The organism is Tessaracoccus massiliensis, assembly GCF_000826065.2.
Taxonomy (GTDB): Bacteria; Actinomycetota; Actinomycetes; order Propionibacteriales; family Propionibacteriaceae; genus Arachnia; species Arachnia massiliensis_A.
In genome coordinates this window covers 108,335-122,613 of sequence record NZ_LN623539.1, presented here as the reverse complement: position 1 = coordinate 122,613, position 14,279 = coordinate 108,335, and the positions used below count along the sequence as shown (strand labels likewise).

Genomic DNA, 14,279 nt, shown 5'->3' with positions numbered 1-14,279 from the left:
GGCGAGCCTCGCTGACAAGTTCCTCTTTGCGTAGACGACGCCCCAGAACGCGGCAACAAGCCAGACAAGCCAAGGCATGGGAGCGATCATCCCGATAGTTGGAAGAGCGCTGACGACTCCCCACAATGCTACGCATGACCCGAGCAGAAACGACGGCTTCATCAGGTAGCCTTCCATCCTTGTGCACTTGCCTACGTGAGGCCACGTGCCATTTGCCTACATCCTACCTGTGTGCATGAGAACATGCCTGTGAGGCAGATCGCGGTAGGTTTGCTTCGCTACTGCTCCTGCTGCGCCGACGACGACAGGCAACCGCGGGCGTCCGTCGCAGAGATGAGAAGTGTGCATGGTGGCTCCTATCTCTGGATCATGTCGGACAGAAGCGGAGGTCCGTCAAAACAAAATGATCTCAGCCCCTCTTGACGCCGCCAAGTCCTGTAACCTACCCCTACGGCCTCTCGACGACGAGAGTGGATGAAGGAAGGCACAATGAAGTGGAAAACGAAACTCACTCTGGGATCCGTGATCTTTGCCCTGTGTGCGACCACAGGGCCGCTGGGTCTGAACGCGGGTGCCACCCCCCGTACTGATGACGACCCTTGCCTCGTCACTGTAGATGAGACATCGAAGATGATCGTTCTGCCTGGCGGCGCGAGATTGGCAACTCGCACACTGGACAGCGATATGTTCGCCCCCGTGCTCGAGTCGTTGAATGGGGAGGTTCGAGTCGAGCTGTGGAAAGGGCAGCGTCCCGAAGAGGTCAAACTTAGCACTCACCTGCTTGAGGAGTTGGCCGAGGCTTCATTGCGAGAGGTCACTACTGAAGATTTCAGTCACCATGAGGAGACGGTGAGTTTTGATGAGTTCCCGAAGCCCGAGCGACTCGATGTCTTAGCCATGCGGGTGACGACGGATTCAGGAACCACTGCGCTTAAAACGCTTGGGAGGCAAGGGGAAACCAACTGTCAAACCACGACACTCGCAGGGTCACAGGGCGCCGTGGTTGCCATGCCCAGCGGGACCTCCTTCTCTTTTCCAGACATGACGACGTCTGCTTCCCCTAGTGATTGGACCTCGTTCAACTACAAGACGTTCATTCCCCCTGCTAGCATCTCAAGCCCCTGTGGGACCTTCTTGGGGGACAACCGCAGCTGGAACACCAGCTACCGGGCCGGATCTTCGCGGACGATCGCAGCCGCTGCAATCGACTACACTGGGAGGACATACACTCCCACGCGCACTGTAGGAAAAACAGTCCGGACAAGCCCCGTCCATGGTGAGGCTACGGCGAGCAGTGCTGGAATACGTTTCCTTCCAAAAGGGGCTGCCACCTCCTACGTCAGTTTCGAGATCGCCCATGCAGTTGGCAACCCCCTATGCACCTTGGCAAGCCCGATCACGTACAACGCCCAGGTGCAAATGTTCAAGAATGGCGGCGTCTCGGTTGTTGCGTCCGGCATCCAAGTCCCGAACCACGAGGTGTACGCCTACCGGCGCAGCGGTGATCGCGCGACCGTAAAACAGTTGACTGGCAAGTCCTTCCTCTGCCTGGCAATCAATTGCGGAAATTTCTCATTCATTTACTGAAGGACCTCCTTGAGCGCGCCTGCGACGAGCGTTCATCATTCTCAATTCCTGGGTGTCAAGCCGGGGAGAGTACACAACCTCGGGGCACGGACATTTTCAATGGCTTCGTGACCCATGAGCCTTCTAAAAGCCGAGCAGGGCATCGACGTGGCGCCCTACGAGGCGCTGTCGGCGGAACTCCTCCGATTGTGAGCGGCCGGAGGTGCCGCGGGCGATAGGCTCGCCGGGTGAGCCAGTACGGACATCTCCTGAACCTTCCACTGCGGCACGCGGGCAAGGTCCGCGAACTCTACGACGCCGCCGACGGCCGCATCCTCATGGTGGCCACGGACAACATCTCGGCCTTCGACCAGGTGCTCAGCACGCTCATCCCGGACAAGGGCGCCGTGCTGACGCAACTGTCGCTGTGGTGGTTCAGCCAGTTGACGGACATCGTCGACAACCATGTGGTCTCCACCAATGTGCCCGACGCCGTGGCCGGGCGCGCCACGCTCGTCGAGGCGCTCGACATGGTGGGGGTTGAATGCGTCGCCCGCGGCTACCTCACCGGCTCGGGGTGGGTTGAGTACCAGGAGTCGCGCACGGTGTGCGGAGTGCCGCTGCCCGAGGGGCTGCGCGACGGCGACAAGCTGCCGGAGCCCATCTTCACTCCCGCGATCAAAGCCCCGGTGGGGGAGCACGACGTCAACGTCGACTACGCCACCATCGCCGAGTTGCACGGCGAGGAACTCGCCTCCAAACTGCGGGACCTGACGCTGGAGATCTACGCGAAGGCCGCCGAGATCGCCGACGCGCGGGGCATCATCCTGGCTGACACCAAGGTCGAGTTCGGCCGCCGTCCCGACGGCACGCTCGTGCTGGCCGACGAGGTGCTCACCCCCGATTCGTCGCGCTTCTGGGACGCGGCGCAGTGGCAGCCGGGGGAGTCGCTGCCCAGCTTCGACAAGCAGTACGTGCGCGACTGGCTGGCCCACGAATCGGGCTGGGACCGCACATCCGAGGCCCCGCCGCCCCCGCTGCCCGATGATGTGGTGGCCGCCACCCGCGAGCGCTACCTCGAGGCGTACCGTCGTCTCACCGGAAAGTCGTTCGCCTAACGCGTAGGCTCGTGCCATGGCTATCCGCATGGTTGCACTCCTCGACGGCACGATCGTCGACCCCTCCCAGCCCATCGTCCGCGCCGACGATCAAGGAGTGGTGCGGGGAGACGGGGTCTTCGAGTCGCTGATCGTCGTCGACCAGGAGCCCCGCCACGTCGAGGAGCACCTGGAGCGCCTCGCTGCATCGGCTGGGATCCTCAGACTTCCCGCCCCGGATGCCGAAGGTTACCGCCGGGCCATCCGGGCCATCATCGAGGCCTGGGACTGGGCGGCCGAGGATCAGGCCGTGGTGCGGCTGTTCATGACCCGCGGGCCCGAGGGCATCGACGAGCCCAGCGGCTGGGCCATGGCCGCCCCCATCGACGAGCGCTCCCTGCGTGAACGCCGCGACGGCGTGAAGGTGCTGCTGCTGGACCGCGGTTTCGAGGGCACCGAGATCGTCGACCTGCCGTGGCTGCTGCCCGGAGCGAAGTCGCTCAGCTACGGCATCAACATGGCCGCCCGCCGCTACGCGATGAACAACGACGCGGATGACGCCCTGTTCATCACCCCGTCGGGCACCCTCCTGGAGGGGCCCACCTCGAGCCTCATCCTGGACCTCGACGGCGTGCTCACCACCCCGCCGCTGGACGGGATCCTGCGCTCCATCACCGTGGCCGAACTGATGGAGAAGGCGCCAGGCGCCGGCCTCGAGGTGGAGGTCAAGCCGTTGGTGGTCGACGACCTGTACCGCGCCCGCGGCGGCTGGCTGCTCTCCAGTAGCCGCCTGGTGGCCCGCATCACGCACGCCGACGGGCGCGAGGTGCCCACCTCCCCGCTCGACGCGCAGATCTGCCGCCTCCTCGGCGTGCCCGGGGCAGCCTGAGGTGCTGACGCCGCGCGACGCCCGGTTCACCGAGCTTGATCTCGACGCTCTGAAGGCGCTCGATGCCGTCGCCGTCGAGGCGAAACGTCTGCTCAACGCGCACCTCACCGTCGACCGCGCGCCGGGCCCGGTGACCCTCCGCATCACCGAGGTGGAGGCCTACGCCGGCCCGCACGACCCGGCGTCGCACGCCTACCGCGGCCCCAATGCCCGCAACCAGGCGATGTTCGGGCCGCCCTGGCACGCCTACGTCTACCGGCACATGGGGCTGCACACCTGCTTCAACGTGAAGGTGGGCCCCGACGGTACGCCCACCGGTGTCCTCGTCCGTGCCGGTGAGGTGGTCGACGGCGTGGAGATCGCGCGCGCGAGGCGCTCGGCCGTCGGCCGCACCCGCACGGACGCAGATCTGGCTGCAGGCCCGGCCCGGCTGACCGTGGCGCTGGGCATCTCGCTCGATGACACGGGCGCCCCGCTCGACGGTTCCACCGGGCTCACGCTCACCCCGCGGGAAGGTGCGGCACCGGTGCTGGTCTCCGGCCCCCGCATCGGCATCACCGCGGCGGCGGACTTTCCGCTGCGCTTCTCGATCGCGGACGACCCGACGGTGTCGCGCTGACGGTGGTCACGCCGGTGAGACCGGGGAACCGGACGGGAGTCAGTGGCAGTCGAGGATCTGCGTGGCCGCGAGCGGGGATCCCCGAAGCCCAGATCGTGCCGGGCGATGCCGATGGTGGCGATGTCATCCACGTGGTGTCCGGGATCGAGAGCTTGGCGCTGCCCTGATCGCCAGGACGTCGGAGACCTGGTGGCGGTAAGGCGACCATCCTGCCGGCACGTCTGCGCTCAGGAGTCCGCCCCGGATGGTGGTGTCGTCAGCCTACTGCTAGGGTTCCGCTCAGATCAGGTGGCGAACCGGGTGCAAATCCCGGGCTGACCCGCAACCGTGACCGGAGACCCGTCTCCGGCTAGCCGGACCAAAACCTGTTCGAAGGAATCAGTACTCGCCGCGGATAAGCGAGCTGCGTCCCGAGCAGTTCTGCTGCCCTGGTCGCGTTCGTTCGCGAGAAGAAAGGCAGCATGAACAGCCCCCATCCCATCAGACGCGCCGTCTCAACGGCGCTCGCCCTCGCCGTCACCGCCTCAGTGCCCTGGGCGTCACAGGCCCAGGCCGACTTCAGTTTCACAGACGCCGAGGTGCGGGAATGCACCTACGACAACAATGTGTTCGTGATCGTCGACCCCGGTGAAGGCGACCTTCTCGGCGGCTGCGCCACCGAGTTCGAGACCGGGTCGGAGGCCCTCGTCTCGGCCGGCTTCACCATCGACGACCCGGCGTTCATCAAGGTCATCAACGGCGTGCGGGCCGACTACGTGGCAGACGGCAAGTGGTGGACCTACTTCCACCGACAGTGGTCCGACGACGCGGGCTGGGGCGACTGGGAGTTCTCCCAGCTTGGTGCCAGCTCATACCAGCCCGCTGCCGGCAGCGTTGAGGGCTGGGCGGTGTCGCCTGCCACGACCTGGAACGGCAACCCGCCGCGGTGGGAGGGCTACAAGCCAGGCGAAGTCGCAGACCCTGCACCCCTCGCGCCCACCGTCGTGACGCAGCCCGTGGACGTGGCCACGGAGGTGGGCTTCGGGGCCACCTTCACCGTCGAGGTCGCTGGCCGCCCAGCACCCGCCATCGCCTGGGAACGCTCCGCCGACGGCGCCACCTGGGCACCCATCGACGGCGCCAGTGGTGGCTCGCTGGCGCTGGAGAGCGTCACGCTCGCCGATCATGGCCACCAGTTCCGTGCGGTCGTGGCCAACCCGGCAGGCACCGTGCACTCCTCTGCCGCGCGGCTCACGGTGACCGACCCGACGCTGGTGGACGTGCCGGACCCCAAGTTCCGCCTCTGCCTCAATGACAAGCTCGGCCAGGCGGCCGATTCGGCCATCTCACAGGATCAACTCAACCGGCTCACGGGCGAGTTGAACTGCACCGCGACGAAGTACCGCACCATCACCGACATCACGGGCGCTGAACACCTCACGGGCCTGTCCGGCCTGTCGATCGGCGGCCAGAAGGTCACCGACCTCACGCCGGTGGCGGGCCTCACGAATCTGACGTCGCTGACGGCCTATGGCAACGGCATCACCGATCTGCGCCCCGTCGCCGGCCTCACCGGCCTGACCGAGCTGTCCATGGCCACCAACCAGATCAGCGACCTCGCTCCCATCGCGGCGCTGACCAACCTGACCGAGCTGATGCTCAACGGCAACCTGGTCTCCGACCCCAGCGTCATCTCGGGGCTACCGAACGTGACCGAGGTGGGGCTCAGCCGCAATCAGCTCACCAGCGTCACCGGGCTGAAGAGCGACTCGATCCGTGACCTGACGATCGACGACAACAAGATCACCGAGCTCGACGTCTCCGGCCTCACCAACCTGAAGCGGCTGGTGGCGCACAAGAACGGCTTCTCCTCGCTCTCCTCACTCAGCGGACTCACCAAGCTGGAGACGTTCGCCGCGCAGGGCAACAAGATCAGTGACCTCAGCCCTCTGAAGGGTGCCACCTCCCTGTCGAGCCTGCTGGTCTCCAACAACCTCATCGAGGACGTCACCCCGCTGGCCGGGTTCGCCACCCTCAAGTCCCTGGATCTGGGCACCAACGCCATCGCCGACCTGAGCCCGCTCAAGCACGTCAAGGTCACCGACTACAGCGCGGTGCGTGCCCGCTGGCAGAAGCTCACCATGACGGCTGAGGCCGGCGCGCCGGCCGCAGCCCCAGCGGTGACCTACCTCGACGGCACGCCGGTGGAGCTGAAAACCCCCGAGGGCGTCACTGTGGGCGACGACGGCAGCCTCGTCTTCGCTGAACCCGGTGACTACACCCTGACATGGTCGAAGAACGCGGCCGGCGGCTGGTTCGCGGGCAGCATCCTCGCCACTGTCGCGGAGGCGCAGGAGCCGACGCCGGAGCCCGTCCCGACGGTGACCGTCACCGTCACCGCGACCCCGGAGCCCGCACCGACCGTCACCGTGACGTCGACCCCGGAGCCCGCACCGACAGTGACCGCCACTACCGTCGTGACCGAGATCGCCACACCGGAGCCGGCGCCGACCGTCACAGCGACGGCTACCGCGACGGTGACTGCAACTGCAACCGCGACGTCCGTCGTGACGCAGACTGCCACCCCGGAGCCTGCTCCCACCGTGACCGCGACCTCCGTGGTGACTGAGACGGCCGCACCGTCTGCGCCTCCAGCCGCGACGGGGGAGCGCACCGCCCCGTACACGTTGCCGGGTCTGCACGAGGTCAACGGGCGTCGCTGGAACACCGCGTGCGAGCCGTACTCGGCCACCGAGCGGTGCCGCACCGACATCTGGGCGACCACCGTCGTCGAGGTGGATGGGGAGTATGAGGTGCGTCAGGGCTGGGCGTTCAACAACCTCACGTACCTGCCGGCCAAGCGCGCGACCTGGGCGGGCAACCCGCTCGCTGAAACCGGGGCGTGGACCGCGGAGGACGGCCGGCAGTGGCGCACCGAGTGCGACACCGTCGCCACCGGCTCCGGGGCCTGCCGCTCCTACGTGAGGGCCACCCTCGTGTCCGCACAGCCGGCCGACGGCGGCGGGTACCGCTTCGCCCGTAGCAACGAGTGGGTGTTCAACAACATCGTGGCATTCACGCCCGCCTCCTGAGCGGGGGACAGGGCGCGCGGGCGGCTCGGGGGAGACACCCCCGGGCCGCCCGCGGCCTTTCCGCTACGCTTCAGCTATGCCACGCGTCGTTGTCAACGTCATGCCGAAGCCCGAGATCCTTGATCCGCAGGGCAAGGCCGTCACCGGTGCGCTCCAGCGCCTCGGCTTCCACGGGATGTCCGTGCGCCAGGGCAAGCGCTTCGAGATCGAGGTCGACGGGGAGGTCACCCCGGAGGTCCTCGCCCAGATTGGTGAGGCTGCCGAAACCCTGCTGGCCAACACGGTCATCGAGTCGTTCGACGTGGTGACCGACTGATGACCCGCATCGGCGTCGTCACGTTCCCGGGGTCGCTCGACGATCACGACGCGCTGCGTGCCGTGCGCCTCTCCGGCGCCGAGGCCGTCCCGCTGTGGCACGGCTCGGATTCCATCGAGGGCGTCGACGCGATCATCCTGCCCGGCGGGTTCTCTTACGGTGACTACCTGCGCTGCGGCGCGATCTCCCGCTTCAGCCCGGTGATGGACACCGTCATCGACGCGGCCAACAAGGGCATGCCGGTGCTGGGCATCTGCAACGGTTTTCAGATCCTCTGCGAGGCGCACCTCCTGGAGGGCGCGATGATCCGCAACGCGGGCCAGCAGTTCATCTGCCGCGATGAGCGCCTGCGCGTCGAAAGCATCGACACCACGTGGACCTGCGCCTTCGGCAAGGGCGACGAGATCACCATCGTGCTGAAGAACGGCGAGGGCAACTACCAGGCTTCGCCGGAGACGCTGCGCAAGTTGGAGGACAACGACCAGGTGGTCTTCCGCTACCTGGACAACCCCAACGGCTCGGCCAACGACATCGCCGGCATCACCAACGAGCGCGGCAACGTCGTGGGTCTCATGCCGCACCCGGAGCACAACGTGGAGGAGCTCACCTCGCCCACGCTCGACGGCCGCAAGTTCTTCGAATCGGTCATCAACTTCCTCGGCGCCCGCGTCTGACGGGTCCCTGAGCTTGCCCTCTGCGGGCGCCCTTTACTTCGAGCTGCCCCGGCGCTTCGCGCTGGGGCAGGCTCAGCACAAGCGTCGGGCCGCGGGCGGCTGGCTCAGGGAGCGCGAGAGTTTTCCCTAGCGCCAGTCCTCCACGGCGAGGCCGGGAATCCGGGTGAAGTGGTTTCCGTTGAGGGTGACCACTGTCTGATCCAAGATCAGGGCTTCGGCTGCGATCCACGTGTTGTTGTGGCCGATGGACAGACCCTCGCGGCGAAGGAGAGCGCGGAGGGTGCCGTAGGTTTCAGCTACCTCAGCGGTGAGACGGTTGATGCTGGCACCTCTGCGGATCTGGTCAAGGGCGGCCTGCTGGCGTCGCTGTGGATCAAGGTTGAGGCCGGTATGCAGTTTTCCCCAGACGATGAGCGAGAGCATGGCCCTGCCTTGGAGCGCAGCCAGACGGCCTCTGATGCGCTGGTCTCCGCGGATCACCGAGATCCAGATATTGGTGTCGATCAGGTAGTCAGCACTCATAGCCCGTCCGGGTCCGTGTCAAACTCGGAGTCGTCCTCGTGGAACGGTGCATCGGGGACGACGGGGATGGCCGCGACGAACTCTGCCATCGACTGGGGCGCGGGGCGCAGGATGAGCGCGTCGCCGTCGATTTCGATGGTGACCCGCCCGGTGGGGAATGCCAGGTCGGCCGGAATTCTCACCGCCTGACTGTTGCCGGATCTGAAGACGCTGGTGGTACGCATGATGCCTCCTGTATCTACACAGTGTATATCCATGGTGGGCAATTGCCACCGGCTCGCCAGGCCAGATCGGGGATTTCCAGCCCCGCTCGCCCGTAGCGGAAGCGCACCTGTCATAATCATCCTGACTCGGGGGCATGTCGCCACCGTGGAAGGGAAGTGTGACATGAGGTTTCGTAAAGCTCTGGCCGGCCTGGCTGCCGCGGTGATCGCGGCCACGGGGTTTGTGGCGGCGACGCCGGCGCAGGCGGCCACGGATGTGTACTCGACGCCCGGGGTGCATCTGATCAACGGGCGCTACTGGCAGACGACGTGCAAGAACTATTCGACGACGGTGGTGCGCTGCACCACGGACATCTTCGCGACGAAGGTGTTCCCGGAGGGCGGCCAGTGGTACAAGCAGAACACCTGGACGTTCAACAACCTGTCCTACCTGCCCTCGGCCCGCGATTCGTGGGCGGGCAACCCGCTGGGTAGCACCGGCTCCTGGACTTCGTCGGATGGTCGCCAGTGGCGCACCGAGTGTGACACGGCCGCCACCGGTCGTGGCGCGTGCCGTAACTACATCGTGGCCACGGTGGCCTCCGAGGTGGGTGGCGTGGTGAAGCAGGAGACCAAGGAGGTCTTCAACTCGATGGTGCGCTTCTCCACCTCGTCGGTTGCCCCGGTCACGACGATCCCGGCTGGTGTCACGGGTGTGACCCCGCCGGCCAACGGCCCGAAGCAGCCCATCGGCGTCACCCCGAAGCCTGCTCCGTCCGCCCCGGCGCCGGCCAAGCCTGCGACCTCGACCCGCTCGCAGCAGCAGGCGATCCAGATGGCGAAGGACTACCTCTCCGTGCTGGCGTTCTCGCGCATCGGCCTGATCGAGCAGTTGGAGTACGAGAAGTTCTCCACGGCGGACGCGACCTACGCGGTGGACTCGCTGGGAGTCGACTGGAACAAGCAGGCCGCGGCCATGGCCCAGGCCTATCTAGACGTAACGGCGTTCTCCCGTGATGGCCTCATCGATCAGTTGCTCTACGAGGGCTTCACCGCAGAGCAGGCCGCATACGGCGCCAGGGCAGTGGGCCTCTGAGCGCCGTCGTTTTGACCGGCTGGGGCTCTGGAGCGGGTGTCGACGGCGGGTCAGGATCCGCAGCTCCAGGTGGATGCTTTGGTGGGTGCGGGGGTTGAGCGGCGTGATGTGTTTTCTGATGTGACGTCGGGGGCGCGGAGTGCGCGGGAGCGTCCTGGGATGAGGCGGTTGTTGTCGTATGTGTGAACCGCCCCGGGTCTGGTGGAGGGTGTGATTCCACGAAAGGATGATGACCATGCCAGCACCGAGGAAGTATCCGCCAGAGTTGCGGGACCGCTCGATCCGTCTGGTTCGCGAAGCGATGAAGGAGGAGCCTTCGTTGTCGATGAACCAGGTGGTGATCAGGATCGGGCAGCGTGTCGGGGTCAATCCAGACACGCTGCGCGGGTGGACGAAGCAAGCCCGCATCGACGCGGGCGAGGCCTCGGGGACGACCACCAGTGACGCGGCCCGGATCAAGCAGCTTGAGCAGGAAGTGCGTGAGTTCAAGCGCGCCAACGAGATACTGATGGCGGCGTCGAGTTTCTTCGCGCGGGAGCTCGACCCGCGACTGCCGTGGTAGTCGAGTTCATCGACGACCACAGGGCTCGGTTCGGGGTCGAGCCGATCTGCCGCGTGCTGACCCAGCACGGTTGCAAGATCGCCCCGTCAACCTATTACGCCGCCCGAGCCAGGACGCCGTCGGCGCGGACTGTTTCGGATGCGGTGGTGTGGGAACACATCGAGGCGGTGCAAGCGGATCGGGCGAAGGGCCGAGGCGTGGCCGGATACCGCAAGATGTGGCACCTGCTCAAACGCGACGGCGTCGACGTGGCGCGCTGCACGGTGGCCCGGTTGATGCGCGAACACGGGATGCAAGGCGTTGTCAGAGGCCGGAAGAAGGTCATCACCACCCAGCCAGATGAGACCGCTTCGCGGCCGGCTGACCTGGTGGGACGCAACTTCACCGCTGCGGCTCCGAACCGGTTGTGGATCGTCGATTTCACCTATGTGCCGACGTGGTCGGGGATGGTGTTCACCGCGTTCGTCACCGACGTGTTCTCCCGTCGGATCGTCGGCTGGCGCACCCATCACCGGATGCCGACCGAACTGCCGCTCGACGCCTTGGAGATGGCGCTGTGGGTCCGCGGCCGTGCCGGCCACCACGTCGATGGGCTGATTCATCACTCCGATGCCGGGCGTCAGTACACAGCCATCCGCTACCACCAACGCCTCTGCGAGGCCGGGGCGCTGGCCTCCATCGGCAGCGTCGGAGACAGCTACGACAATGCGATGGCCGAGTCGGTGATCGGGCTCTACAAGACCGAGTGCATCAAGCTCGACGGACCGTTCAAGACCGTCGACGAGGTCGAACTGGCCACGCTGATGTGGGTCGACTGGTACAACACCGGCCGGCTCCACTCAGCCATTGGCTACCTACCGCCTGTCGAGTACGAACAGGGGTACTACGATCAGCTCAACAAACCCCAAGACCAGCCGGTCTCGGGAGAACTCGCCCTCCACTAAACCCGGGGCGGTTCACTTCTACAACCCCACCACAGGACTCTTCACCAGCCTCGACCCCATCTACGGAGGCAACGACACCCCCTACACCTACCCCAACGACCCCATCAACGGACAAGACGTAACTGGACAATGGGTAGCGATAGCTGTCAGGATCGTCGTACTCGCGGTCAAGTGGGCGCCTAAGGTGTACGGGACTGCCGAAGGTTTGGTTGACTCCAAGACCGCATGATTCCTGAGAGGGGGTCGTGCTGAAAGGATGGCAATCATGCCGAAGATCACTTACACCGACGAGTTCAAGCGCGACGCGGTCGCGTTGGTCGCCTCAGGCATCCCGCAAAAGCAGGTCGTCAAGGACCTCGGAGTGGCGAAAACCACGCTGCAGGCGTGGCTCCGTGACGCGAGGTTCAAGTCCCATGGGATGACCCCGACCACCGATCCAGAGCAGCGCAAGGACATGTCGCAGGCACTGCGTCGGATCCGGGAGTTGGAGATGGAAAACGAGGTGCTGCGCCGCGCGGCGGCGTATCTGTCGCAGGCTCACATCACGCCCCCAAAATTATCTATCCGCTCGTGAAGGAGATGGCCGCGGTCGGTGCCCGGGTGAGGGTGCCGGTGGCGGTCGCGTGCCGGATACTGGGATTCTCCACACAGGGCTACTACAAGTGGCTCAAGCAACCGGTGTCAGCCCGTGAGGCCGAGGAGCAAGAGCTCATCTCGGTGCTGCATCAGCTTCACAACGACGACCCGGAGGGCGGCTACCGGGTGCTGGCAGACGACCTCGCTGAGTTGGGCTACGAGTTGTCCGAGCGCAGAGTGTGGCGGTTGTGCCGGGTCGCCGGGATCCAATCGGCCATAGTCAAGCGCAAATCCCGCTACAAGAAGGCCGGCGCACCGGTCCACGATGACCTGGTGCAGCGTCAGTTCACCGCTGAGGGGCCCAACCAGTTGTGGCTCACCGACATCACCGAGCACCGCACCCGCGAGGGCAAGGTGTATCTGTGTGCGATCAAAGATGTGTTCTCCAACCGGATCGTGGGCTACTCGATCGATTCACGGATGAAGGCCCGTATCGCCGTCAACGCGCTCGAGATGGCGGTGGCCCACCGAGGCCAGCCCGCTGGGGTGATCGTCCATTCCGATAGAGGGTCCCAATTCCGGTCGCGCCGCTTCCGCAAGGCGCTGAAGCGCCACAGGCTACATGGCTCGATGGGCAGGGTCGGGGCATGTGGCGATAACGCCGCGATGGAGTCGTTCTTCGCGCTACTGCAGAAGAACGTCCTCGACCGTCGATCCTGGGGCACACGAGAGGGGGTGTCAAATGGTCTGTGTAAGAGGTCAAGCCGATCTGAAGGAGATTGACTATGACTATGACCAAGAACAACGACAAGCCGGTTAGCGAGGCCGGGCAGTTGCGCCGTGAGTTGATCGACGACGAACTGCTTGATGCGATGTTGGCCTCGACCAGCGAACGGGGGATCTCGTTGACTGGGGAGGGTGGGTTCCTGCCCGAGTTGATCAAGTCCGTGTTGGAGCGCGGGATGAGCGCGGAGCTGACCTCGCATCTGGGCTACGAGAAGAACGACCCTGCCGGGAGGGGTTCGGGCAACTCGCGTAACGGCACCACACCTAAGACCGTCGCCACCGAAGTCGGGCCCATCGAGTTGGATCGGCCCCGGGACCGTAACTCCACGTTCGTGTCCAGGCTGGTGCCCAACGGGCAACGGCGCCTCGGTGGGCTCGAGGACCAGATCATCAGCTTGTATGCCGGCGGGATGACCATCCGCGAGATCCAACACCACCTCGCCGCCACGTTGGGCACCGACTTGTCACACGAGACCATCTCGAATGTAACCGAAGCGGTGGCCGACGAGGTCGCCGCCTGGCAGAACCGGCCCTTGGAGGCGTTCTACCCGGTGATCTACCTCGACGCACTGGTGGTCAAGGTCCGTGACCAGAACCGGGTCGTCAACCGGCATGCCCACATCGCGGTCGGGGTCGACCTCGACGGCATCAAACACGTGCTCGGGATCTGGGTCCAAGCGAGCGAAGGCGCCAAGTTTTGGGCAGCGGTATGTGCCCAGCTCGCTAACCGCGGCGTTCAGGACGTGTTGATCGTGTGTTGCGACGGGCTCACCGGCTTCCCTGAAGCGATCGAGGCGACCTGGCCTGGCGCGCTGGTGCAGACCTGCGTGGTCCACCTGATCCGCGCCTCGATGCGCTACGTGTCCTACTCGGACCGCAAGGCCGTGGCCGGGATGCTCAAACCGATCTACACCGCCATCGACGACAACGACGCCCTGATGGCGCTGACGGCGTTTGCCGACTCGACCTTGGGCCGCAAATATCCCATGGCTGTCAAGACTTGGGAAGATGCCTGGGACCGGTTCATCCCGTTCCTCGAATTCGGGCCCGCGACCCGCAAGGTGATCTACACCACCAACTCGATCGAGTCGTTGAACTATCAGATGCGAAAGATCATCAAGAACCGCGGCCAGTTCCCCAACGATGCCGCGGTGGTCAAACTGCTCTGGCTCGCGATCCGCAACATCGAAGACAAACGGGCCCGCGAACGCGCGAAAGAAGCCGGCCGACCCAAGGGCCAACCCCGCAACGCACCGGCCAAACTCGTCGAAGGCGCCACCGTCCAAGGCTGGACCAAAGCCCTCAACGAACTCGCCCTACGCTACCCCGAACGATTCCCCCAAACCATCTAAAACCGA

General features: G+C 65.4%; 12 protein-coding genes, 2 pseudogenes and 1 other annotated feature. Of the genes and pseudogenes, 12 read left to right on the top strand and 2 right to left on the bottom strand.

The window, feature by feature from the left end; translation table 11 throughout:
- The first annotated feature begins 522 nt into the window (after positions 1-522).
- The 7 genes and pseudogenes from BN1186_RS02445 (at position 523) to purQ (ending at position 8,232) form a co-directional block, all read left to right on the top strand.
- Positions 523-1,587 carry a hypothetical protein gene (locus tag BN1186_RS02445; RefSeq protein WP_139650762.1) on the top strand — a complete coding sequence of 355 codons (1,065 nt, stop codon included), beginning with the start codon at positions 523-525 and terminating at the stop codon, positions 1,585-1,587.
- Between the two features lie 248 nt (positions 1,588-1,835).
- A pseudogene (locus BN1186_RS02440) lies at positions 1,836-2,669 on the top strand (phosphoribosylaminoimidazolesuccinocarboxamide synthase); the annotation flags it as partial.
- A gap of 31 nt (positions 2,670-2,700) precedes the next feature.
- A complete protein-coding gene (locus BN1186_RS02435; protein ID WP_052459676.1) occupies positions 2,701-3,552 on the top strand; it encodes an aminotransferase class IV in 852 nt (283 codons plus the stop codon).
- 1 nt (position 3,553) lies between these two features.
- Positions 3,554-4,171 carry a DNA-3-methyladenine glycosylase gene (locus BN1186_RS02430; protein ID WP_246043218.1) on the top strand — a complete coding sequence of 206 codons (618 nt, stop codon included), beginning with the start codon at positions 3,554-3,556 and terminating at the stop codon, positions 4,169-4,171.
- Between the two features lie 461 nt (positions 4,172-4,632).
- Positions 4,633-7,242: a leucine-rich repeat domain-containing protein gene (locus tag BN1186_RS02425; protein WP_052459675.1), complete on the top strand. Its 2,610-nt coding sequence runs from the start codon at positions 4,633-4,635 to the stop codon at positions 7,240-7,242.
- 76 nt (positions 7,243-7,318) lie between these two features.
- Positions 7,319-7,558 (top strand): phosphoribosylformylglycinamidine synthase subunit PurS, encoded by a 240-nt coding sequence (gene purS, locus BN1186_RS02420; protein WP_040282214.1) that lies wholly within the window; start codon positions 7,319-7,321, stop codon positions 7,556-7,558.
- Positions 7,558-8,232, top strand: coding sequence for a phosphoribosylformylglycinamidine synthase subunit PurQ (purQ, locus tag BN1186_RS02415; protein WP_040282212.1), 675 nt, complete (start codon positions 7,558-7,560; stop codon positions 8,230-8,232). Before purS ends, purQ begins: the two co-directional genes overlap by 1 nt.
- Before the next feature lie 126 nt (positions 8,233-8,358).
- Here purQ and BN1186_RS02410 read toward each other — a convergent pair whose 3' ends face one another.
- Both BN1186_RS02410 and BN1186_RS02405 read right to left on the bottom strand, forming a co-directional pair.
- The gene (locus BN1186_RS02410; protein ID WP_040282210.1) at positions 8,359-8,754 is read right to left on the bottom strand and encodes a PIN domain-containing protein; all 396 of its coding nucleotides are present in this window, start codon (positions 8,752-8,754) and stop codon (positions 8,359-8,361) included.
- Positions 8,751-8,978 carry an antitoxin gene (locus BN1186_RS02405; RefSeq protein ID WP_040282208.1) on the bottom strand — a complete coding sequence of 76 codons (228 nt, stop codon included), beginning with the start codon at positions 8,976-8,978 and terminating at the stop codon, positions 8,751-8,753. Before BN1186_RS02405 ends, BN1186_RS02410 begins: the two co-directional genes overlap by 4 nt.
- A 163-nt stretch (positions 8,979-9,141) precedes the next feature.
- Between BN1186_RS02405 and BN1186_RS15685 the strand changes: the two genes are divergently transcribed.
- The 5 genes and pseudogenes from BN1186_RS15685 to BN1186_RS02380 all read left to right on the top strand — a co-directional run bounded on the left by BN1186_RS15685 (position 9,142) and on the right by BN1186_RS02380 (position 14,273).
- Complete coding sequence (locus BN1186_RS15685; RefSeq protein WP_218975381.1) at positions 9,142-10,053, top strand: Ltp family lipoprotein; 912 nt, start codon at positions 9,142-9,144, stop codon at positions 10,051-10,053.
- A gap of 36 nt (positions 10,054-10,089) precedes the next feature.
- Positions 10,090-10,239 (top strand): recombinase family protein, encoded by a 150-nt coding sequence (locus BN1186_RS02395; protein ID WP_281278430.1) that lies wholly within the window; start codon positions 10,090-10,092, stop codon positions 10,237-10,239.
- 49 nt (positions 10,240-10,288) lie between these two features.
- Positions 10,289-11,559 (top strand): IS3 family transposase gene (locus tag BN1186_RS02390; RefSeq protein WP_425471464.1). Its coding sequence is split into 2 segments (ribosomal slippage): positions 10,289-10,574 and positions 10,574-11,559, totalling 1,272 coding nucleotides; the frame shifts between segments, so codons are not numbered across the junction.
- Positions 10,574-10,701, top strand: a sequence feature (AL1L pseudoknot). (Overlaps the previous gene by 128 nt.)
- A gap of 265 nt (positions 11,560-11,824) precedes the next feature.
- A pseudogene (locus BN1186_RS02385) lies at positions 11,825-12,867 on the top strand (IS3 family transposase); the annotation flags it as partial.
- 53 nt (positions 12,868-12,920) lie between these two features.
- Entirely contained in the window at positions 12,921-14,273 is a 1,353-nt protein-coding gene (locus BN1186_RS02380; protein WP_040282205.1) for an IS256 family transposase, read from the top strand.
- Positions 14,274-14,279 lie beyond the last annotated feature (6 nt).